Genomic DNA, 19,465 nt, shown 5'->3' on the forward strand with positions numbered 1-19,465 from the left:
TGCAGGGGATCATGCTGTCGACCCGTACCCGGCACCACAAGGCGCGTCTGATTCATGACCTGTCGAAACAGATCGCGATGATCCTCGACGGTCGGTGGTGGCGGACTGCGGCCCGGGTGCGCGTCGTATGGGAGTTGGATCGGCTGGTGAAGCGCAGCCAGGATCAGGACGGTGATGAGGAGCCGGTGGGTGAACGGCAGGAGAAGGCGGCAACCGCCAGCTGAGGAGCAGCTCACTGCTGTACGCGGATGCCCACCTGTGAAGCCCTTCGGTGTGTGTGGCGGGTCCCAGCGGGTAATGGTCCCCGGCACGCCAGCCGTCGACACAGCGACTAGGAGCGAGCGATGGGCACACGACACGCCTCGGCCGATGACCTCGCTTCCGTCGGCTTCTCGGTCCTGCGCTCCGCACTGGCGACGAACATCTTGTGGATCGGTGCGCTCAAATTCAAGCAGTACGAGGTCGAAAACGACGAGCCCCTGGTCACCTCGAGTCCGCTGTTCTCGCGGTTTCGAGAGAAGCTGGGCGCACAAAAGCTCAACCGACTCATCGGGGTCACGGAGATCACCGTGGGCTCTCTGATCGCCGCGAAGCCGTTTGCGCCCAAAGCGTCGGCGATCGGTAGCTTCGGGGCGGCGGGGATGTTCCTCACCACGCTCAGTTTCCTGGCTACGGCGCCCGGGACTCGGCAGGAAGGGCAGGGGATGTTCAGCCTTTCTCAGCTGGGGCAATTCCTGTTGAAGGACACAGTGCTCCTCGGTGCCGCTCTCCTGACAGCTGCCGAGTCGCTGCGCGTCGCCCGCCACCGATAATGCCCGGCAGTGCGCTCGGAGCGCTGGACGCGTACGACAATGACAGCGCCTGGGCCGACGCAGGGCAGCGAGAAGGCAGCAGCACCGCGCTCCCGGTCGGCTGTGTCAGCCACACTGTTACGTGCCCCGCCGCTGGACGTCTCCTCGAAGCCGGCGAGTTTCGGCACCGGGTTGTAGACGCCCGCCGGGCACGGCAGCGCGTCAGCGGTGCGCTGCAGGAACGACGCCAGCGTGGCAGGCTGCATATTCGGGTGCGCCGAAAGCGCGAGCGCCGCGACACCGGCCGCGTGCGGGCCGGACATCGACGTGCCCTGCTTGTAGCCCCAGCCGTTGGTCTTCGTCACGGTGTTGAAGGTGGTTGACAAGATGGCGTCGGGCAGCGTCGAGGGCGAACCGCCGGTGCGGAATCGCGTGTCCCCACCGGGAGCGGTCACCTCCACGACTCCCTGCCCGTAGGAGGAGTAGTAGCTCTTCTGCTGCGTCGGGCCAACCGCTGACACGGTCACTACGCCCGGCGCCTCAGCCGGCAGGTCGACGCAGGCACCCGTGATGGTGCGTTCCTCGACCGGGAAGCTGCCGTCGTTGGGGCTTCCGCTGTCGATGAACTTGTGCTGCAGGTCGACGTTGGAGTTGCCCGCGGAGGCGATGTTCAGCACGCCCTTGTTCTGCGAGTAGCGGATCGCCCGCTGCACGGCCTGCCACACCGGGCGCTGGCGCGCGTCGTTGCGGCAGTTGAACTCCCAGGGGTCGATGAAGTAGCTGTTGTTGGTGATCTGCATGCCGTGCTCGGCGGCCCAGATGAAGCCGCACACCGCCGCCTCGGGGTAGATGAAGCCGTCGTCGTTAACGACCTTCACCGAGGCGACCTTCACGCCGGGCGCCACGCCGGCGACACCGACACCGTTGATCGCGGCGGCGATCGTGCCGGCGACGTGGGTGCCATGGTCCGATGTGGTGGGATTCCACGCGGCCTCAGCCGTGTCGATCATGCCGCCGAGGCAGGAAGTGCTCTTGTCCTTCGCAATCTGCGTGGCCAGATCAGGGTGGGTGCTGGAGATGCCGCTGTCGAGCACGCCCACGACCACGTTGGGGCTTCCGGTGGTCACTGCGTGCGCCTCGGGCAGGTGGATCTGCGGCATGTCCCATTGCAGGCCCCACAGTGGCTCGCCGGTCGGGTTGCCCGTCGCCGCCTGGGCCGTCGCGTCCACTGTCTCGAGAGTGCCGCCGTCGTCGAGCTGGGTGCCGAGGCCGGTGGTGGAGGCGACGGACTCCACGCCTGCAAGGATTTCCACTTCCTCGCGGAGGCCCTCGGCCAGAAGATGCCCCGGCTCCGGCCGTGGGACGAACTCACCGAGGGCCTCTTCACCGCGGCCAACGGCTTGGCCGCAGGTCAGGTAGACCTGCGTCGGTGCAGGGAGGCCCGGATGCCCAGGTCTAGGGAAGATCCACAATCATGTCCGCGGTAGCGACAGCGACCTCACCGTCGTACTCGTCGCGGGCCGCGGCTCGGGCGGTGGCATGGTCCGTACCCGGCCGCAGATGCGTCAGGAGCAGGCGTCCGGCGCCGGCCGCCGCAGCCTGCCGACCCGCGTGAAGCGCGCTCGACTGGTAACCCTTCGAGTCCTCCGGCACCTCGTGCACGTAGGTTGCCTCGGCCACGAGCAGGTCAGCGCCGCGGGCCAGGTCGACCACGTCGGAACTCGGGCCGCTGTCACCGGTGTACGTGAGCACTCGGCCGCCGGCGGCCAGCCGCACGCCGGCGTTTGGCACCCAGTGCGGCAGCAGCCGGGTCTGGGCGCGGAACGGGCCGATCTCGAGTTCGCTGCCGGCGGTGAACTCGTGCAGCACGTAGCCGTCGTCCAGCATGCCGGGACGGTCCAGCGCCAACACCGCGTCCAGCGCACGCGGCAGCGCGTACACGGGTAGCGGTGGGGGACGCGCGTCGCGCAGCGTACGTGCCCGCAGCAGGGGATTGAGATCTGCGCAGTGATCGGGATGGCCGTGGCTGATGAACACCGCGTCGACCTGGTCGACGCTGAGGTGTTCCAGCAGCCGCGGCATCGTCGCGTAGCCGACGTCGACGAGCAGCCGGAAGTCGTCATGTTCCACGACGTAGCCGCTGCATGCCTGGCCCGCCTCGGGCCAGACACCACAGCCGCCGAGAACGGTGAGCCGCATCCTGGAGACTGTACCGACCGGCCTGTCACAGCCGAACCACTTTGTGCCACTGCGTCTATCTGAGGGCCCACCCGGAGGTACACCGCGGTGCCGGCCGACTGCCGCATCGGTGTCCGCGGTTGCGCTCAGCGTCGTCTGGCAGCCGCAGGCCGAGCCACCGGCCGTGCGGGTGGAGCCGGACGAAGCGCCGGACAGCCGGCCGGTCCCGTCCGGACCGCCTGCCCGCCCGCCCGCTGGCCGAGTTCCTGGTACCAGCGCAACTCGTCCCGGGTACGAGGCGGTCGTCGCCCTCGCCACCGCCGCCCGCGCATTGGACCGGCTGGTCAGCGCCCGACCCGACGCGGCCGACCCCCGGTCGAACCGGCGCTCATCCAGGGCGCGCCGATGGTGGCCGAGGCGCTCTCCGGCATCCGCGACGCCCCGGTACGGCCGTCGGCGGACCGGTACGTATGGCTGTTCGCCGGCCTCGACCCGGAGTACCTGGCCGCCGCGCGAGAGGCCTGCTGGCGGATCCTCGAGGCCTGAGCTGGCCGTCAGCGTACGGCGAGGATCGTCACCAGCGCGGCGGCAAGCGGGAGGTGTAACAGCCTGGAGGTCGTCGTGATGATCGTCAAACTCGACGAAGACCGCGAATAATATGTGCCAAGACGCGTGTTCGAGGACATTGTCGAATCGGCGCCTGCCGGGGGGCTCAAGGACAGCGGCACCTGGAACCTTCCCGTAACCGCGCGTTGCATATTCGGCCGTCGGCGCGGGTAGAAGGACGTGACTGCGCCGGAGCGGGTAGGGGTGCCCTGTCTGGCCGTAGTCAGGTGAGCGGGAGCCTGTTCCCGGGTTCAGCTCGATCAGTGCTGGGGACCAGGGCAGGATCCGCGGTCGCGGCGGGCGTGACGCCGGTACGGCGCAAGGCGTACGCCGCGAAACGGATCCGCTGAAACGCCGGCGGCTGACGTTTGGACGGAAGGGCCGGGGTCGTTGCCCTTGGCGGTCGACTGCCTCGAGCGGCTCGGGAGCGGCCGTCCTTCGGACCCCGACCTTCCGCGCGGTGAAGAGTATCGGCGCCCACTGACCCCCGGGCGCCGCTTATGGCAGATTTAATCCGCAAATAAGCCGTCGATTGGCCATACGCACTTGCTCACGGAGGGGGTGCGGGTCGGTCAGTTCGCCGACGTCGATGCCGCCGGGGTCGAGGGCAGCGGGGTGGCGGGCAGGTTGTTCGGCCGGCCGAGGAAGCCGTTGATGAACGACAGCTTGCGCAGCTCGGCGAAGGCCGTGTCCTCCTTGTTGTCACCGGTCCGCCGAGTCACCGAGCTGCGCTCGGTGTCGGCACCGGTCCGGTGGAAGGCGTCCTCGCAGGTCGGCTCCGTCGGCAGCGTGATTCCGGAGTCCTCCAACGCCTGGCGTGCCTTCTCGCCCTGGCGGTAGACCGCGCCGATGGCAGCCGGTCCTGGTTCTGGTCCTGGTCGAGGATGTCGTCGAGTCCGCCGCTGGAGAGCACGGCGCCGCCGAGCAGCAGCACCAGGCAGACAGCGGCGGCGTGACGGCGTCCACTGCTGCGGCGAACTCGCCACGTCGCTCCCACGCCGTGAACAGGTCAACGTCCTCGCTCGGGCGGTCCAGGATGCCGTGGGCCTGCGCGGCGTACCCGCCGGCCAACGCGAACCCGTAGCGGCAGCGACCCGCAGCCCGATCTCCGCCAGGCGGAGGTGAACCGGCCAGCGCCTGGGGCGGCGTGGTCAGCTCAGGGAAGCGTGCCTGCCATAACGCCCGCAGCCGGGCCGGGAGCCACAAGCTTGGCCACAAGCGCTGCAGCGTCGGACCGTGCAGCCACCGGCACAGGTCCGTGGCCGAATTAGCCTGGTTCAGCACCGTCTGGTATATCAGCTGCAGATCGCCGGCCCGGAGTACCCGTGGGGTGAGAAGGAGTTGGCGCCGGGCCGGTGCGTTCGTGGCTGGATCACCTTCCCGGTACCCGCGAAGAAGCGGCCGGTCTTTGTGGAGTACGCGGCAGAGAGCGAGACTGTGCCGCCGCGCTGGCGGGTGAAGTAGCCCGAACAGCAGGAAGCGCCCCCACCGGCCGGAGCTTCGACTACCTGCCGGCCTGACGTAACGCGGCGAGGCGCGGCGACGCAGGTGGACTGGGGCCCCCGGGCGGGCCCGGTCCACCTACGGAAGGAAACGTCCCGCGATGCGTCGCCCTGTTGTGCCGATCATTCTGTTGCTGCTGGTCGTAGGCGGGCTCGCAGCCTGTGGCGCTGCGGAGCCGGCCGGGGCGCGGTGGCAGGCGGCGGCGGCCCCCGCTTCGCCGACGGCCAAGCCGGCGCCGCCACCGCCTCGACCCGCGCCGAAGAACAAGGAGGAGGCGGGCCGGCAGGCGCGGCTCGCGCTCGCGGACCTGTCGACGTTTCGCCAGGAGACTGCGGAGCACACCAGTGAGAACTCCGACGACTGGCGGCTGCGTTCGCTCTGTCGCGACATCCTGCCGTCGGATCGGCTCGCCTCCGCTGGTCGCGAACGCCGCTGGGTGAAGTCGCCGATCTGGATCCGCCAGTACGTCATCGGCTACCTGACCGTGCCCGGCCGCAAGCTGATCGGCGAGCTACGAACGGTGTTGCAGACGTGCCGGTCGTATCGGACGGGCGAAGGCCGGACCGCGACGATCGTGCCATGGACCCCGGCCGGGGTACCGGCGAATCCGGACGTGGTGACCTTCTGCGAGCGCCAGCAGACGGACGACGGCCCTCTCAGCCAGTGCACGATCATGATGGCGCGCGGTTCCTACGTGCTCAACCTGGATGCCTCCGACGGCGACGGGGACCTCAAGAAGTCCCAGGCGATGGTCGCCAAGCTCTATCCCCTCGTCACCGAGGCGTTCGTCAAGGCCACCTGACCAGGCATCCCGCGGCTGTGCCGGTGAGCCGAGCCGTGACGTGTCGCCACCGGGCGGTCGAGGCCACCGCCACGCCACATCCTCACGCCTCCCGCCGCAGCTCGGTCTTCGGAGCGGCGGCCAGCGGCGGGAACACCTGCTGGAAGAACGCGTTGACGGACGGCACCGCCAGCACGCGGGTGATCGCGCCGGCGACGGCGAGGATCGCCGCTAACCACGCCACCCGCTCGACGCCGGCGGCCTTCGCCGCCTCGGGCAGCATGATCGCGACCGGCCCGACTCCCAGCGGCCCCAGTGAAACCTGGCGCTCCATCCGCTCCCGCACCTCGGCCGCGTGCTGTTCGGCCACCGCCATGTCGGCGCCAGCCGACGACCGTACCCAGGAAGGTTTCCCGTGGTAGATCCGAGCACCACTCCTCAGGCGCGGCATCCGTGGCGGGCGGTGTTGCGCACCATCGTGGCGTACGTCCCGTGGGGCCATCGGCTTACATATCAGGTGTGCTGTGAAAGTGCTTGCTGTGGGTGTCGGGGCCAGCGAGGCGATGAGCATTGATCAACGCGACCGGGCTTCGTACCCTCTCCCGATGGGACATGACGATCTTCCGACTCTTGAACTCGCTTTTCCCGGACCAGAACGTGACCGTGGCGTGGCGGCGATCGTGAGCGGTCAGAAGACCGCGCTCACGGGCCTCCTGGAGATCTATGAGCACGCCGGAGAGGTAGTGCCGCAGACCGGCCAGCGGTTCTCAGTGCTCGATTCCGAGGGTCGTCCGGCCGTCACGATCGAGCTCGTCGACGTACGGGTCGTTCCCATGAAGGAAATTGACGATGATTTCGCGCGAGCCGAGGGGCGCGGCTACTCCGACGTTGCACAGTGGCGGGCAGCCCACGAAGAGTTCTTCCAGGGTGATGGCGTGAGCGAGTTCCTGGGTCGCACCCCCGTCATTGACGATGACACTCTCGTCGTTGCCGAACGATTCCGAGTGGTCAAGCCCGTGTGATCGGTGGCTGGCATCCGGCACGACGAGAGTCCGGGAGGATCAGCTGGACAGGGTGTACCCGCCGCAGGCCGATTGGCTAAGCGATCCTAAGTGTTAGGTTGTCGGCCATGTCATTGCTGCGTCTAGCTCCGGCTGCGGAGTGCAACGGTTCAAGCCGGGCCCACTGGCCGTTCGGAACCATGTATCGCTGATACAAGGCTGGTCAACGGCGGTGCCAGCCGCTCAGCTTGGCCGGGTTGAGCACGATCCAGAGGACGGCGACCCTGGCGTCGGCCGTCTTGATGCCGACCACCGCGATAGCCTGGCCGGAGCGGCGCAGGGCCAGCCCGGCACGGCCGTTGACGGCCTCGATGGTCAGTTCGGCGTCCGGTTGCCCGGCCAGCAGGACCGCGGCCATCTGGGCAACGTCTTCCGCGCCGTGAATGGGACTCATCGCGGCGGGCAGCAGCCCGCCGCCGTCGCACACCGCGATCGCGTCAGCGCCCAGGGCCGCACGGAGGGCGGCGATGTCTCCTAGTCGGCAGGCCTCGGCGAACCTGCGCATGACATTGTCATGCCGATTGAACATGCTGGGACCGGATAGGCGGGTGCGCGGGTGGCTCCACCGGGTCGTCGCCGGTGACGAATGCGCGGCGGGGATCCTGCAGCGAGGCCAGCGAGACGATGTCGCGGCCGAACACCGCGGCGGTCAGCCAGACCGCCAGCACCCGGGTCTTCCGTTCCCAGCTCGGTACGGCGAGGACGTGGTATCCCCGGCGCATCAGCCAGGCCGGCAGCCCCTTGATAACGATGCCCCGGTACTGGAAGATGCCCCGACCGAGGCCCAGCGTGGCGACGGTGCCGAGGCTGCGGTGCACGTACTGCTTCGCCGTCCGCCCGCGGAGGGTGGCCACGATGTTCCTCGCCAGAAGCTTTCCCTGCCGCACGGCGTGCTGGGCGTTCGGCACCGTCACGGCGCCGGGTCGGCTCACGGCAAGGTCCGGAATCGCCGCGTCGTCGCCGGCACCCCAGGCGTCCGGCACTGGTTCGCTCTCGGTGCCGACCCGCAGGTCGGCTCGTACGATCAGCATCCCGCGCCCGTCGATGGGCAGGTCGGTGTGGCTGCGCACCATCGGATTGGCGGCGTTGCCGACGGTCCACACGATCAGATCGGAGTTGAACTCCTCCCCGGTCGACAGCACCACGTGACCGTCGCGCACAGAGATCAATTGGGCATTGAGGTGTATGCGTGCCCCGCGCTTCTCCAGCGACCGCACTACCCATTGCCCGGGTCCGTCGGAGACCTCCGGAAGGATCCGGTCCCGGGCCTCCACCAGGTGGAACTGCAGCTCGGCAGGGTTCAGCTCGGGGTACGCCCGCATCAGCGACGTCGCCAAGGACAGCAGCTCACCGAAGCCCTCGACGCCGGAGAACCCACCGCCCACGAACGTCACGGTGAGCAGCCGCCGGCGCAGCGGCCCCGGCTCGAGCGTCGAGGCCCGGTCGAAGGCGGTCAGCAGCCGATCCCGGATCGCCACCGCCTCCTCGACGTGCTTCATACCGATCGCCTGCTCCGCCACGCCGGGAATGGCCAGCTTGCGGGTCGCCGCGCCGGCGGTGACGACGATGATGTCGTAGCCGAGCGCGAACTCCGGACCCTCGGCCGGCTGCACAGTAGCCGTCCGGTGTGCATGGTCGACCGCGACGACCGTACCCGAAATGAGCGTGGCCCGGCGTAGGTGCCGGCGCAGCGACACCGCGGCGTGCCGCGCCTCGACCGATCCGGCCAGCACCTCGGGGAGAAACGGCTGATACGTCATGTACGGGCGCGGATCGACCACGACGACCCGTGCCTCGTCCCGCCGAAGCTTCTCCTCCAGCTTCCAGGCCGTGTAGAAGCCGGCGTAGCCGCCGCCGACCACCAGAATCGTTTGCACGGTGTCCTCCGTTCCTCTCGCCGTCGCCAGCTATGACCGGATAGCACGCTGGTTTGTGACGTCGGCGGATCAGGCCGGTCCGGACACCGCTGCGGTCTTCGCGGGGTTCGTCATCCACAGTACGTGATTGATGCCGTCGGTCGAGGCGCTGACCGTGAGCACGTACACGTTGCCGTCGCGCCGCAGCACGGCGGACGTCTGGCCGTTCGTGTTCGCCCACTGCACGTCGACGCCGTCCCAGAACCAGGTGATCGCGTTCAGGTACTTCGCCACGCACACCACTCCCGCCAGCAGCCGCCGGGCGACGCCCACCCAATGCGCCGTTGCCGTCGGACAGGCTGGTCACGTTCGCCGCGAAGAGCCGCTCCAACGCTGCCCTTGCCGAAAACCCCATCCGCACAGGTCATCGCATCAGGCGGCATGTTGGTACTCGTGGAGGACGCCGCTGAGCCGATCACGTCAGCGTATGTCGATATGGATGATCCTGTCTGGATCGGCGATCGGCGCGGGTAGCGAGCGGAGTGCCAGAAGTTCGGTTCCAACGGCGCCCCGGCTGCGCGTGCGGCGGGGCTGATCGTCGGCCCGGGGCTTGGTCGGGTACGGTACCGCCCGAGCTTCGCTTCGCACTCGGCGACGGCGACGCGACGCCGCCGGGCGGGAGCCAGTCAGTCGCCGAATCCGCCAAGTAGACCTGGACGGCTCACGGCCCCCGCTGGGACGCGGCGACGAGGACAAGGCTCCACGACTCGCGTACGGCGCGAACAAATGTGAGTTAACGCTCCGGTGGGAAGCGGCCAAATGTGCGGGGCGCACCGGGATACAGCTCGTGGCGCGTGGCCTACTTGGTACATTGCCAGCAGAGAAGCAGGATCAGCGCGTGGCAGCGCGGTCTACGGCGACTGACGGGCGTTCAGTGCGCTGGTGACCGGTTCGGGTGGTTCAGCCTGCTGGTGTCGTCGGTGAGAACGGAAGCTTGACCACGGCTCAGGGCTGGAAGTTGGTTCAGCGTGAGCAGTCCGATCTGCGCGAGGACCGGTGCCTGGTCCGTCTCTGCGCCAGGAACGTCAACGGCAGTGGCAGGGCCGGGTTGCCCCGTAGGACACTGTCACCAGTTGGCAAGGGGGTCGCAGCGTGTACCTGGATCCCGAGCTGGCAGCAGCCCTGCCCACGCTGCCGGACCTGCACATCCACGACCTCGCCGGGGCCCGCGCCCGGATGCGGGAGCTCGCTGCGGGCGCGCAACGGCCCCCACGGGGCGAGGTCATCGTTGCCGACCACGAGGTGCTTGGTATGGATGGCAACTGCGTGCCAGTCAGGGTCTGCACGCCGCCCAACGTCACTGGCCCACTTCCCGCTCTGCTCCTGCTGCATGGCGGCGGATTCGTTATGGGCGACCTGGAGACGGTCACCGCACAGGCCATGGACTTGTGCACCCAAGTTCACGCAGTCGTCGTGGGGGTCGGCTACCGGCTGGCCCCTGAGCATCCGTACCCGGCTGCCCTGCATGACTGCGAGGCCGTGTTGCGCTGGATCGCCTCCGAAAACGATGGACTCGGCGTCGATGCCGCACGGATCGGCGTGTACGGCATGAGCGCCGGCGGCGGCCTCGCCGCAGCACTGACGCTGCTCACCCGCGACCGCGGCGGACCACCTCTGTGCTTCCAACTGCTCGACGCCCCCGAGGTTGATGACCGGCTGGACACAACCTCGATGCGTACGTTCGGCGACACCCCGCTATGGAACCATGGTGACGCGGTGCTGAGCTGGCGGCACTACCTGGGGGGCCGTGACGGGGCCGTTCCTCCCTACGCGGCACCGGCCCGCGCCGACGATCTCTCCGGCCTCCCCCCGGCGTACGTATCGGTTTACGAGAATGACCCGCTGCGTGACGAGGGCTTGGCCTACGCATCCGGCCTGCTGAATGCCGGCGTGTCGGTTGAGCTGCACCTGTTCCCCGGCACCTTCCACCGATCGGCCACCATCACGGGCGCGGCCGTATCCCGGCGCCAAGCCGCCGAAACAGTCGATGTGCTCCGGCGCGGCCTTAACCCAGTCAGGTAACCGACGCCAATCTCGCCGGCAACGCATTGACCAGGGCCTCCTGCTCGGTGACTACTTCGGCGGGCCCGAAGAGGCCACCAAGCACCTAAAGTTGTGTGAGCCTCAAGGTCTTGCCGATCGTGATCGGCGGTGGGGCAACGGTTCGTGTCGCCCTCGGACACAAACCATTACCCCACGGTGCGCGCTGTGATCGACTGCAGCGCGCACCGTTTGCGTTTCAGGCTGGTAGTTCAGCCGGAGTCCGAGTTGCCGGTAGACCTCGGCCTTGTCGGCGGGATCGGCGTCGCGGAGCACGGCGGCGACGTCGCCGAGCGCTTGGACCAAGCTCCTGATTTCTGCTCGGCTCATCCGTCGCGGGCTGTTGCCCGCGTTCGCGTAGACGTCGGCCTCGGCGCGAGCGCGTTCGGCCTGGGTCTGCGCGATCCATGCGGTGACGACCGCTGGGTCGGCCCCGGCGTCGAGGGCTGCCCGGTAGCGTTCCAGCTTGGCGTCGCATTCGGTGATGATCGTTTTTGGGGCGATGGTCGGAGCGGGTGGGTGCTCCAGGGGCTGGGTGTCGGCCATCGCGGTGATCGTCAGTTCGATGCGCTCGGGTGCGAAGGCGGAGGTAACTGCGGCGGGCACCTGGTCATCCAGTGCCGCACCTGCGCCGATGTGCGCGCGGAGCCGCGGGTCGGCCCGGACTGCGATACGCGGTGAAACCCAGTCAGCGCCGGGACAGGACGAAGGTCACCGGCGTGCACCCGCTTTGCATGCAGGCCCCTGACCACTCGGGCTTTCGACCGTGTTCGCCCCCGGCTGGAATCGAACCAGCGGCCCCGGCGCTCGGTCAGCGCCCCGGACGCGGCCAGGGCGATCTGTTCGTCCTCGTCGGCAGCCTCGATGCTGCGCCGCAGCTCGGCACCACTACCAGCGCCTTCACCTTCGAAGGCGACCTCGAGCGGTCCGCCACTACCACTCACCGTGGTGAGCAAGCCCTGCTGCGCCAACGCCTCTTCGGCTCAGCCACCGACGCGGCCTGCGCGATCTGCGGTGAGATCTACCCCGCCCGGTTCCTCCGAGCCGCTCACATCAAACAGCGCTCGGTCTGTAGGGAACAGGAGGCCCGCGACCTCGACCACATCGCCATGCCGGCATGCCTGTTCGGCTGCGACGCCCTCTTCGAGGCCGGATATATCGCCGTTGACTCCACCGGCGACGTGATCGCCACCGACCATCCGGGGCATCCGCCCGGGCTAGTTGAACGGCTGGCACTGCTGGCTGGCCGGAAAGTGGACGCCCACACAACCCGTAGCGCTGCCTACTTCACCTGGCACCGCGAGAACATCTACCACGGCTAACGAGACACTCCATCGACGACCCTCGTGCGTTAGACGACGACTAACGATCTACGCCAGGAGGGGTCGCTGCTGGACCGCTAGCACACCCCTCTGGGCTTCTGCAGCTGTCGCTCGAGGACGGTGATCTGGTGGCGCAGCGCCAGGATCCCGACGTCCTTGTCCCGGTCGCTCATCGAAAGCAGCCGCAGTAACGCGAACGCGTTCGTCACACCGAGATAGGCCAGTCGAAGCAGCACAGCCGATCATCATGCCGCGGGTGGGAGAGACAGTCGGGAGAGGAACGGGCTCCTGCGCCCGCCGTTAGGGTCCGCTTACAGCTGGTCCCACCATGCCATTAGGTATTCGGCAAGGGCAGGGTGCAGACCTGTCGGCGTGAGTTGCTGGACCGCGCGTTGATCTGGAACCAGCGCCACCTTTGCCAAGCCCTGCGGGAGTTCGAGCGGTTCTACAACTCCCATGGGCCGCATCAGCGCATCGCGAACGCCCGACCGCTGCACCCCTTGCCTCGGGCGATCACCGATCTAGGCCAGATCGCCCGCCTCGACTTACGTAGGCGTGAACGCCTGGGCGGCATCCTTCACGAGTACGAACATGCCGCGTGACCTGGGCGGACGAGGTTTCCGGCAAGAGCAGGGTCAGGCGGGCCGGGCGCGGGCGTAGACGTCGCCCGAGTTGGCCTCGTGGGGCAGCGCCCGCAGGTACGCCGCCACCTCGCCCGCCGGCCGCCAGCCATCAAGAGCGAACGCCATCTCGTCGCCGAGCGCCACGGTGAACGTGGTGAAGCCCAGCCGGGTGAGCCGGTCCAGGCAGTGCGCGGCCAGGTCCCGTTCGATGGTGGTGAACTCGAAGGACAGCGCTGGCAGAGGACGGCTCAATCCGGCCAGCACGGCGTCCTCGAACCCCTCCACGTCGATCTTCACGAAGCCCGGCACGCCGTGCGCCGCGACCAGGCTGTCGAGTGTGGTTCCGGCCACCTCGATCTCGACGTCCCAGATCTCGTCCTCCCAGCCGCCGGCCCCATCGGCGGCCTGCAGGAAGCCCGCCGACGCCGTGGAGATCGTCGGGTTCGCCGAGTTGACGTGCAGCCGCACCGGCCCGGTACACGCCCCGCACGCCGCCTCCACCACGGTCACCCGGTCGTCGTGCGCGTAGAGGGCGCGCAGGGCCCGGGTGCAGAGCGGTTGCGGCTCGACGGCCACCACGCGGGCGCCCAGCCGCCGGAAGCTGCCGAGCCGGTCGCCCACGTGCGCGCCGACGTCGAAGACCAGGTCCCCTGGGCGGACCAGGGGCGCGTAGAACGCGTCCATCGCCGCCTCGCGGGCCGGGTTGCCGTAGTACGCCTGCAGGGAGCGGCGCAACCCGGACAGGGCCGGGTCCGCCTTGAGTGCCTCCACCGCGCTGAGGTCATCGACCACTGGTCTGACCGTAGTCGCGTCCGGAGCAACGCGAGGGCGATTCGCGTCCATTGCCGGGCACCCCTGGATACCCAGCCTCCTAGGACGGTGTAGACGGGGACCGTAGCCATCGTTTGGCGACGGCTCGGGTCGCCGTTGACGGCCCGCTCGAGTGCGCGACGTCCAGCGACGCTGCGGCCGTAGGCCACCACGGCGATGGCCTCGGCGAGTGCCTGTCGGCCTGTGTCGTCGCGGTCAGGCCCCTTCGCTGCTGTGAGCCACCGGTCCGGCCGGAACGAGCTAATGAGCTTCGTCTGGTGGTTACCGACGTACTCCCAAGACGGCGCGGTCAAGGGAAACGTTGACCACCGCCCCCGCCGGAAGCCGCTGGGTCCAGTCGGCGTGCAGCTGCCATCGCCAAGTCTTCGGGCTTCGTCTGGCGGCGCATCGTGACACCGACGAAGCGCAGCTTCCGCCGGACGACATCCCAGGGCTCGCGAACCTCGACGATCCAGTCGTTCAAAAGGTCGAACAGCTCGGCAAACGTCGAGCCTGCGTCGACCACGTCGACGAAGGTGACCGGCCGAGCCCGACGGGCCAAGGCGTAAGGGGGTCACGCCCAGGTCTCTCAGCACTCGACGTGTCACCGCCCGCTGTTCAGCGGCGAGAGCTGGCAAGCGCCAGGTCCGCCGACCCGGATGGGTCGCCGTTGGAACAAGAGCGGCAGCCGTAACAGCCGACTGGCGGTGGGGGTGTTCGTCAGGCCCCGTTGAAGAGGTCGAACATCGGATCCAGCGACCGTGCCTTGGATCGGTCGCTTAACGGACATATTTACCGGAAGGCAGTCGGCAGTTAGCGTCGGCAGGCAATGCGGAACTCGCGAGGATGCTGATCGGTGCGGTGGTAGGGCACTCCACCAGCTCGGCTGGATGGCGGCCGTCGACCGGTCCATCGTTGAGGGTGCGGTCGTAGACGAGCCGGAAGCAGTACGGCAAGGCCCGTCCTCTCCGCTGCGCCGGTTCCACGAGTCGACGATCGGCGTCCGGCCGTGCACGCGAATCACCAGCACTATGCCGCCGGCCGGGTCGGATGTCGATCCGCGGATCAGCATGACCTCGACGCCCTTTACCCGTCCGGCAGTGCGGAGGAAAAGATCCGCCCGGTCGGGACGGTAGTACTCGATCATTCGCTGCACGTCGCTCATCTGCAGTCAGGCGTCGTCCCTGATGCGCTCCTTTGCCTGGGCCAGGTCCTTCCAGTCCTGCCAGCCACCGCAGCCGGCCCTGGGGGCTGCCGGGCTGGCGTTGTTAAGGGGTAGCGGGCTGAGACTCGAATCCCGCCAGCATCGTGCTGAACAGCGTCTCCAGGTTGGTGACCTGGGCGCGATCCATGTGGTGACGACTGCGGGGTCGGCACCTCGCCACCGTATGGGCCGACCGTGCACGGCCTCGTCCGCCCCGGTACCGACGGGGTAGCCAAGTTCGACAACCGCTACGGCGACGACAAGGGCAATCTCGCCTACCGCTCGTCCCTGGCCGGGCTGGTCGACGGGTTCACCGACATCCTGCGCGGCTGCCGCGCCCTGCTGCACCCCGGCGGAGTAGTCGTGGTGACCGCCCGTCCGTGGCGCAAGCGAGGCGACCTGGTTGACCTGCCCTCAGCGGTCCTGGCGGCCGGCACCGCCGCCGGCTTCATACCGCTCGAGCGGTGCGTCGCCCTGCTCGCCGCCGTTCGCGGTGGGCAGCTCGTCGCCCGGCCGTCGTTCTTCCAACTCCAACAGGTCCGCAAGGCCCGCTCGTCCGGGGTGCCGATGCACCTCATCGCACACGAGGACGTCCTGGTCCTCGGCAAGCCACAGAGCGACCCGACCCGGGATCAGGCATCATGAAAAACAGCTGTGCGGGCGGGGTGGTCGCGTGAGTGCGCCCGCCCACCGTTACCTGAGTCTCGGGGCTGGAGTGCAGAGCTCCTGCCTTCTGCTGTTGGCCGTGCGCGGTGAGATCCCCACGTTCAACGCGGCGGTCTTCGCCGATACCGGCTGGGAGCCCACCGCCGTCTACGCCCACGTGCGCCGCCTCGAGCGGCTCGCCGTCGCGGTGGGGATCCCGGTCGCGCGGGTGTCGGCGGGCACCATCCGCGCCGACGCGCTGGACCTCACCCACCGGTTCGCGTCACTGCCCGCCTCCGGGACGCTACTCGTCGTCCACGCCGTCGGTAAACGCCCGAAGCCCTAGGCCCGGTGCCAGCGCCCCGGCAAGCCAGGTGAAACGGTGATCACCAGCGGCCAGCCCAGCGCGGGCGACTGCGGACCAGTCCTCGCGATTCAGCAGGGAAAGGTAGCCGCCCAGGATTCGTTCTCGTCCACCCTCGGGCCAACCCATTCGTCCCGCTGCTGACTGATGCAGATACGCAGCCAATTGCGCGGCGACGACAAAACGCTCCACCGACGGCTCCAGACGACCGGCGTGTTCGTAGTGGGCCTCCAAGACAGCGGCGGCGGGCGGATAATGATCGAGTGTGATGCCCATGCCTCCACTGTCAGCCATGATGGTCAGCAGCAGACCAGTGTGATCGACCAACTCGCTGTCGGGACTCGCCGCGGTGATCGCCTCATGCAGGTGCGCCGCGGTTGCGACCTGTCCGGCGAAGTAGCGGTTGAGGTAGTCCCCATCACATGCACGCCGCAGCATCCACGGTCGCGCCGCAGCGCCGCCAACCTTGCACAAGGCCTCCACGACATACACCCGTCCCCAGCCCGTGACCCGCTCGGCCAGCCACAGCAATGCGTCCGAGCCGCCACGCCGCCGTTCCAGCGCGCGGGCGGCCAATGGACCGAAGCGGTTCGACAACAACCCGATCGTCTTGATCAACGCGATGTCGTCGTCATCCCACAGGGTGGCCAGCAAAGCCAGGCCAACAGTCGCAGCGCAGCGATCGGTGGAATGGCGGACAAGCCAGCGACCGGTTGCCCGGACACGTTCAGCTTCCACGCGACAAGCCGCAGCCGCGATGTGCTCATTGGGATGGATCGGAACATAGACGTCATGGAACGCCTCGGCGAGATCGCCTGGTACGGCAGACGGCTCGGCGAAATGCGCGTCCAAAACGGCGGCGACGTCAGCGCCGCCGCAACGCTGATCCTCCGGCGCTCGAGGACGAGACTTCCGACCTCGATGCTGCTCGTGATCCGGATAGGGCTCACCATCACGGAAAAGAGGCGAGTCGGGATCCTCGCGATGCAACCGCAACGCGTAATCAAACAACGATATCTGAGGTCCGAGCAGTCCAGGCTCGGGTGTCACGCTCACCGGCGGACGAAGGACTCGATTCTTTCGATCATGCCCAGATCATGCCAGGCACTCCAGTCAACCAGCAACGGGCTCCCGACGCTGATCGGGGTGCGGTCGTCCAGCAGTCCGTGGAGCAGCTCCACGGTGATGGCATCCACCCGGCCGTGGAGCCGGGCGGTGTGCATCAAGGCAAGCAGGCTCTGCCGGCGGGTCTCCGGATTCGGCGACAACCCCCGGGCAACCCTGGGCAGGACTGCGTCCGTGTCGGGGTTGTTGTGGACCAGAGCGATCAGCGCGACCCCAACGTGCTCTTCCCCGCGGTCGAAGGCCGCGTCGACATCCCCGGGCTCGCGACAGCGGTTGAGGTTGCCGCCCCGCTCCCAGTCGAGGTTGACGGGCTCGGCGTCGTCGCCCTCCGGTGCCGAGTCGCCCGCTGCCGCATAGATCACCGGCCGAGTATCGGCCGAGCGGCACGTCACCGCCAACCAGCACCGAGGTCAGGGGTTGAGATCGGCCCATTGCGCCTGCGTCAGTAGGCCTCCCAACTCCAGCCGGTGGGTGACCTCGGTCTTCGCGGCCGCGTCCAGGGTCTCGGGCAGGTCCTCGAACGAGGCGGGCAGGACATCCAGTAGGGATAAGACCTGCTGGCCGTCGCGCGTCGTCAACAACAGCATGCACCGCCAGTGCGGCGAAACTCGGGCCGGTGCCCGGCCGGGTGCACCAGCACCGGCCGCAGATAGTGCACCGCTTCGGGATCGGCGGACTCCACTAGCCATCCGGCACCGTGATTGCGGTTGAGCCCGCACTCGATCGCCTTGCGGCATCAACCAACTCAAGCAACACCGCGCCATGGCCACCGCTACGACAAGCTGGCCGTGCGCTACGAAGCCACCCTGACCATCGCGGCCATCAACCAGTACCTCCGCACCTTATGAAACACGGGCTAGTCGCGGCCGTCGAGCCCGGGGGAGCGGGGTCAGCCCGTGGTCGCCAGCTTCGCGCGGTACCCGATGTCGAAGCCCTCCTCAATGCCGTCATCACGCGCCCGTTGCAGGGCTGGCCCAGACGGTTCGGTCATTCCGTCCACCGTGCCCGGTGGAATGTCGACGGTGTCGCCCGGGCTGGCCCGCGGCGCGTAGATCCTCGCGGGCATTTGACCGCGGAGCGAACTTTGACCGTGGCGCGGCCAGCTCGTCGAGCTGCGCCTGTATGGCGTTCGCCGTGCTGGCCAACTCCGCCAGCCGGTGCGCCATCGCCTGAAGGTCGTCCTGCACCATGCCTCGTACGCGCGCTTCCGCTCGATCGATGGACCAGAGGACCGTCCAGCCGAGCCCGCCGATCACCATGAGGCCCGCCGCCCTGGCGTAGGGGCCGCGGGCGAAGGGAACCTACCCCAGTACCCGACGGCGGTTGCCACGCAGCCGAACACCTGGTGCTGGTGCTGAGGGCGCCGTAGAACAGTTCGGCGTGCGGGGCGGTGGCTGGCGGCGGGTCAGATGGTTACTTTTTGGTCCCTTTTGGATCACTGACCGCTACGTTCCCAGTTCGCGCAGAATTGTCGAGGTCTCGATGAGCTGAACGGCCAGCGGTCCCTCCGGAGGAAACAGCCGGCAATCCTGACGACTTCGCTGGCGGAGTTGACGGGCCATTTCGCCAGCGCTATGTTCCCTGACGCTGTACAGACGTTCCTTGGTGCTATACACCGAATTTCGTCGATGACGGCCGCCGCAGCGCACTGCCAGCTGGACCCTTCGGCCTGTTAAGGCTCCGGAAGGTCAACCACCACGACTGAGAGGCAAGCGAATGTCGAACCAGAGCCCCGCGCCGGGCCACGTGCCTGCGCCGCCCCCGCAGAAGAAGAGGATGTCGACTGGGCTGAAGGTCTTCCTGATCATCGCCGGCCTGTCGGTAATCCTGTGCGGCGGCGGCATCGTCGCGTGCACCGCCCTGGTCGGCAAGGCGGCGAGCGACGTCAGCAAGGATCAGGAGGCCAAGGCCGGGCACGTCGCGCTGAAGACGTGCGAGATCGACTCGGCCGACAGCGACCTCCTGCCGAACGTGAAGTTTGACCTGGAGGTGAACAACTCCAGCGAGAACCAGAACACCTACTTCATCGACGTCTTCGTGTACGACGCCAAGGGCACCCGGGTCGGCAACACCAGCAGCATCGTGTCCGACGTGCGGCCGGGCCAGAAGGCCGTCGAGGAGGGCTCGATCCTGCTGAGCCAGAAGGTCACGGGCAAGATCACTTGCAAGGTCGACAAGGTGTCCTGATGCGGCTGCGCCGGATCGCGCCGATCGCGCTCGCCGGGCTCGCGCTCGGCGGGTGCGTTCGGCGGCGGTGACGCGAAACAGGCGTCGCCGACGCCGTCGGTCGCGCCCGCATCGTCGCGGCCACGCCGGCCGCGCCAGCCTCGGCGAACCCTTCGCCGACCCGCGCGCCCGCGCTGACGTTCGGCAAGACGTTCGCATTCCCGGACGGGTAGGGAGCACGGACGACCCGAAGACGGTGTACGGCGCTCGACATCCGGTACTGCCTGAAGAAGCTCCCGCCCGGCTATACCGAGGCCGAGATCAGCGGCT

General features: G+C 68.2%; 24 protein-coding genes and 1 pseudogene. 11 read left to right on the top strand and 14 right to left on the bottom strand.

Features of this window, described 5'->3' with window-relative positions; all coding sequences use genetic code 11:
• Positions 1-11 precede the first annotated feature (11 nt).
• Together OG990_RS05120 and OG990_RS05125 are read left to right on the top strand one after the other, a co-directional pair.
• Positions 12-224, top strand: a complete 213-nt coding sequence (locus OG990_RS05120) for a hypothetical protein (protein WP_386983491.1) — start codon at positions 12-14, stop codon at positions 222-224.
• 120 nt (positions 225-344) lie between these two features.
• Positions 345-812 (top strand): YkgB family protein, encoded by a 468-nt coding sequence (locus OG990_RS05125; protein WP_406079195.1) that lies wholly within the window; start codon positions 345-347, stop codon positions 810-812.
• Here the strand turns inward: OG990_RS05125 and OG990_RS05130 are convergent.
• On the bottom strand, positions 719-2,086 hold the full coding sequence (locus OG990_RS05130; protein WP_406079196.1) for a S8 family peptidase: 1,368 nt from the start codon (positions 2,084-2,086) through the stop codon (positions 719-721). The genes OG990_RS05125 and OG990_RS05130 overlap by 94 nt on opposite strands.
• A 160-nt stretch (positions 2,087-2,246) precedes the next feature.
• Positions 2,247-2,990: an MBL fold metallo-hydrolase gene (locus tag OG990_RS05135; protein WP_406079197.1), complete on the bottom strand. Its 744-nt coding sequence runs from the start codon at positions 2,988-2,990 to the stop codon at positions 2,247-2,249.
• Positions 2,991-3,374: 384 nt separating this feature from the next.
• On the opposite strand from OG990_RS05135, the gene OG990_RS05140 reads away from it, so the two are divergent.
• A complete protein-coding gene (locus OG990_RS05140) occupies positions 3,375-3,515 on the top strand; it encodes a hypothetical protein (protein ID WP_328415114.1) in 141 nt (46 codons plus the stop codon).
• A 632-nt stretch (positions 3,516-4,147) separates the two neighbouring features.
• Here OG990_RS05140 and OG990_RS05145 read toward each other — a convergent pair.
• Complete coding sequence (locus OG990_RS05145) at positions 4,148-4,384, bottom strand: hypothetical protein (protein ID WP_386983479.1); 237 nt, start codon at positions 4,382-4,384, stop codon at positions 4,148-4,150.
• A 794-nt stretch (positions 4,385-5,178) separates the two neighbouring features.
• Between OG990_RS05145 and OG990_RS05150 the strand changes: the two genes are divergently transcribed.
• Complete coding sequence (locus tag OG990_RS05150; protein WP_386983477.1) at positions 5,179-5,880, top strand: hypothetical protein; 702 nt, start codon at positions 5,179-5,181, stop codon at positions 5,878-5,880.
• 82 nt (positions 5,881-5,962) lie between these two features.
• On the opposite strand, the gene OG990_RS05155 is transcribed toward OG990_RS05150, so the two are convergent.
• Positions 5,963-6,235 (bottom strand): hypothetical protein, encoded by a 273-nt coding sequence (locus OG990_RS05155; protein WP_406079198.1) that lies wholly within the window; start codon positions 6,233-6,235, stop codon positions 5,963-5,965.
• A 229-nt stretch (positions 6,236-6,464) separates the two neighbouring features.
• On the opposite strand from OG990_RS05155, the gene OG990_RS05160 reads away from it, so the two are divergent.
• Positions 6,465-6,881, top strand: coding sequence for an ASCH domain-containing protein (locus OG990_RS05160; RefSeq protein WP_386983474.1), 417 nt, complete (start codon positions 6,465-6,467; stop codon positions 6,879-6,881).
• Positions 6,882-7,083: 202 nt separating this feature from the next.
• On the opposite strand, the gene OG990_RS05165 is transcribed toward OG990_RS05160, so the two are convergent.
• The 3 genes from OG990_RS05165 to OG990_RS05175 all read right to left on the bottom strand — a co-directional run bounded on the left by OG990_RS05165 (position 7,084) and on the right by OG990_RS05175 (position 9,109).
• Positions 7,084-7,449, bottom strand: coding sequence for a siderophore-interacting protein (locus OG990_RS05165; RefSeq protein WP_386983472.1), 366 nt, complete (start codon positions 7,447-7,449; stop codon positions 7,084-7,086).
• A complete protein-coding gene (locus OG990_RS05170; protein ID WP_406079199.1) occupies positions 7,433-8,797 on the bottom strand; it encodes an NAD(P)/FAD-dependent oxidoreductase in 1,365 nt (454 codons plus the stop codon). Before OG990_RS05170 ends, OG990_RS05165 begins: the two co-directional genes overlap by 17 nt.
• 69 nt (positions 8,798-8,866) lie before the next feature.
• Positions 8,867-9,109 carry a hypothetical protein gene (locus OG990_RS05175; RefSeq protein ID WP_406079200.1) on the bottom strand — a complete coding sequence of 81 codons (243 nt, stop codon included), beginning with the start codon at positions 9,107-9,109 and terminating at the stop codon, positions 8,867-8,869.
• A gap of 819 nt (positions 9,110-9,928) precedes the next feature.
• Between OG990_RS05175 and OG990_RS05180 the strand changes: the two genes are divergently transcribed.
• Positions 9,929-10,858, top strand: coding sequence for an alpha/beta hydrolase (locus OG990_RS05180; RefSeq protein ID WP_406079201.1), 930 nt, complete (start codon positions 9,929-9,931; stop codon positions 10,856-10,858).
• 102 nt (positions 10,859-10,960) lie between these two features.
• On the opposite strand, the gene OG990_RS05185 is transcribed toward OG990_RS05180, so the two are convergent.
• The gene (locus OG990_RS05185; protein ID WP_406079202.1) at positions 10,961-11,482 is read right to left on the bottom strand and encodes a hypothetical protein; all 522 of its coding nucleotides are present in this window, start codon (positions 11,480-11,482) and stop codon (positions 10,961-10,963) included.
• Positions 11,483-11,610: 128 nt separating this feature from the next.
• On the opposite strand from OG990_RS05185, the gene OG990_RS05190 reads away from it, so the two are divergent.
• Positions 11,611-12,198 carry a hypothetical protein gene (locus tag OG990_RS05190; RefSeq protein ID WP_406079203.1) on the top strand — a complete coding sequence of 196 codons (588 nt, stop codon included), beginning with the start codon at positions 11,611-11,613 and terminating at the stop codon, positions 12,196-12,198.
• A 77-nt stretch (positions 12,199-12,275) separates the two neighbouring features.
• On the opposite strand, the gene OG990_RS05195 is transcribed toward OG990_RS05190, so the two are convergent.
• From OG990_RS05195 to OG990_RS05205, 3 genes are all read right to left on the bottom strand, one after another.
• The gene (locus OG990_RS05195) at positions 12,276-12,434 is read right to left on the bottom strand and encodes a hypothetical protein (RefSeq protein WP_406079204.1); all 159 of its coding nucleotides are present in this window, start codon (positions 12,432-12,434) and stop codon (positions 12,276-12,278) included.
• 399 nt (positions 12,435-12,833) lie between these two features.
• The gene (locus tag OG990_RS05200; RefSeq protein ID WP_406079205.1) at positions 12,834-13,613 is read right to left on the bottom strand and encodes an FkbM family methyltransferase; all 780 of its coding nucleotides are present in this window, start codon (positions 13,611-13,613) and stop codon (positions 12,834-12,836) included.
• A gap of 328 nt (positions 13,614-13,941) precedes the next feature.
• Positions 13,942-14,157 carry a hypothetical protein gene (locus OG990_RS05205; protein WP_406079206.1) on the bottom strand — a complete coding sequence of 72 codons (216 nt, stop codon included), beginning with the start codon at positions 14,155-14,157 and terminating at the stop codon, positions 13,942-13,944.
• Between the two features lie 843 nt (positions 14,158-15,000).
• Here OG990_RS05205 and OG990_RS05210 point away from each other — a divergent pair.
• Together OG990_RS05210 and OG990_RS05215 are read left to right on the top strand one after the other, a co-directional pair.
• Positions 15,001-15,480 (top strand): annotated as a pseudogene (locus OG990_RS05210) (site-specific DNA-methyltransferase); the annotation flags it as partial.
• 28 nt (positions 15,481-15,508) lie between these two features.
• Positions 15,509-15,826, top strand: coding sequence for a hypothetical protein (locus tag OG990_RS05215; RefSeq protein WP_406079207.1), 318 nt, complete (start codon positions 15,509-15,511; stop codon positions 15,824-15,826).
• On the opposite strand, the gene OG990_RS05220 is transcribed toward OG990_RS05215, so the two are convergent.
• Genes OG990_RS05220 through OG990_RS05230 form a run of 3 tightly spaced genes read right to left on the bottom strand, consistent with a single transcriptional unit; the run spans position 15,785 to position 17,556 of the window.
• Positions 15,785-16,900, bottom strand: a complete 1,116-nt coding sequence (locus OG990_RS05220) for a hypothetical protein (RefSeq protein WP_406079208.1) — start codon at positions 16,898-16,900, stop codon at positions 15,785-15,787. The two genes, OG990_RS05215 and OG990_RS05220, sit on opposite strands and share 42 nt — an antisense overlap.
• Positions 16,897-17,331, bottom strand: coding sequence for a hypothetical protein (locus OG990_RS05225; RefSeq protein WP_406079209.1), 435 nt, complete (start codon positions 17,329-17,331; stop codon positions 16,897-16,899). Before OG990_RS05225 ends, OG990_RS05220 begins: the two co-directional genes overlap by 4 nt.
• 48 nt (positions 17,332-17,379) lie before the next feature.
• Positions 17,380-17,556, bottom strand: a complete 177-nt coding sequence (locus OG990_RS05230; RefSeq protein WP_406079210.1) for a hypothetical protein — start codon at positions 17,554-17,556, stop codon at positions 17,380-17,382.
• A 120-nt stretch (positions 17,557-17,676) separates the two neighbouring features.
• Between OG990_RS05230 and OG990_RS05235 the strand changes: the two genes are divergently transcribed.
• A complete protein-coding gene (locus tag OG990_RS05235) occupies positions 17,677-17,817 on the top strand; it encodes a hypothetical protein (RefSeq protein ID WP_406079211.1) in 141 nt (46 codons plus the stop codon).
• A gap of 928 nt (positions 17,818-18,745) precedes the next feature.
• Positions 18,746-19,156 (top strand): FxLYD domain-containing protein, encoded by a 411-nt coding sequence (locus OG990_RS05240; RefSeq protein ID WP_406079212.1) that lies wholly within the window; start codon positions 18,746-18,748, stop codon positions 19,154-19,156.
• Positions 19,157-19,465 lie beyond the last annotated feature (309 nt).

This window comes from Micromonospora sp. NBC_00858, assembly GCF_045207365.1.
In the GTDB taxonomy this organism is placed as follows: Bacteria; Actinomycetota; Actinomycetes; order Mycobacteriales; family Micromonosporaceae; genus Micromonospora.

Excerpts from the sequence above, each read along its gene's own strand:
- OG990_RS05160 (WP_386983474.1), top strand. The coding sequence starts at position 6,465 with ATGGGACATGACGATCTTCCGACTCTTGAACTCGCTTTTCCCGGACCA.
- OG990_RS05190 (WP_406079203.1), top strand. The coding sequence starts at position 11,611 with ATGCAGGCCCCTGACCACTCGGGCTTTCGACCGTGTTCGCCCCCGGCT.
- OG990_RS05120 (WP_386983491.1), top strand. The coding sequence starts at position 12 with ATGCTGTCGACCCGTACCCGGCACCACAAGGCGCGTCTGATTCATGAC.
- OG990_RS05150 (WP_386983477.1), top strand. The coding sequence starts at position 5,179 with ATGCGTCGCCCTGTTGTGCCGATCATTCTGTTGCTGCTGGTCGTAGGC.
- OG990_RS05155 (WP_406079198.1), bottom strand. The coding sequence starts at position 6,235 with ATGGCGGTGGCCGAACAGCACGCGGCCGAGGTGCGGGAGCGGATGGAG.
- OG990_RS05140 (WP_328415114.1), top strand. The coding sequence starts at position 3,375 with ATGGTGGCCGAGGCGCTCTCCGGCATCCGCGACGCCCCGGTACGGCCG.
- OG990_RS05230 (WP_406079210.1), bottom strand. The coding sequence starts at position 17,556 with ATGCTGTTGTTGACGACGCGCGACGGCCAGCAGGTCTTATCCCTACTG.
- OG990_RS05165 (WP_386983472.1), bottom strand. The coding sequence starts at position 7,449 with ATGTTCAATCGGCATGACAATGTCATGCGCAGGTTCGCCGAGGCCTGC.
- OG990_RS05240 (WP_406079212.1), top strand. The coding sequence starts at position 18,746 with ATGTCGACTGGGCTGAAGGTCTTCCTGATCATCGCCGGCCTGTCGGTA.
- OG990_RS05135 (WP_406079197.1), bottom strand. The coding sequence starts at position 2,990 with ATGCGGCTCACCGTTCTCGGCGGCTGTGGTGTCTGGCCCGAGGCGGGC.
- OG990_RS05125 (WP_406079195.1), top strand. The coding sequence starts at position 345 with ATGGGCACACGACACGCCTCGGCCGATGACCTCGCTTCCGTCGGCTTC.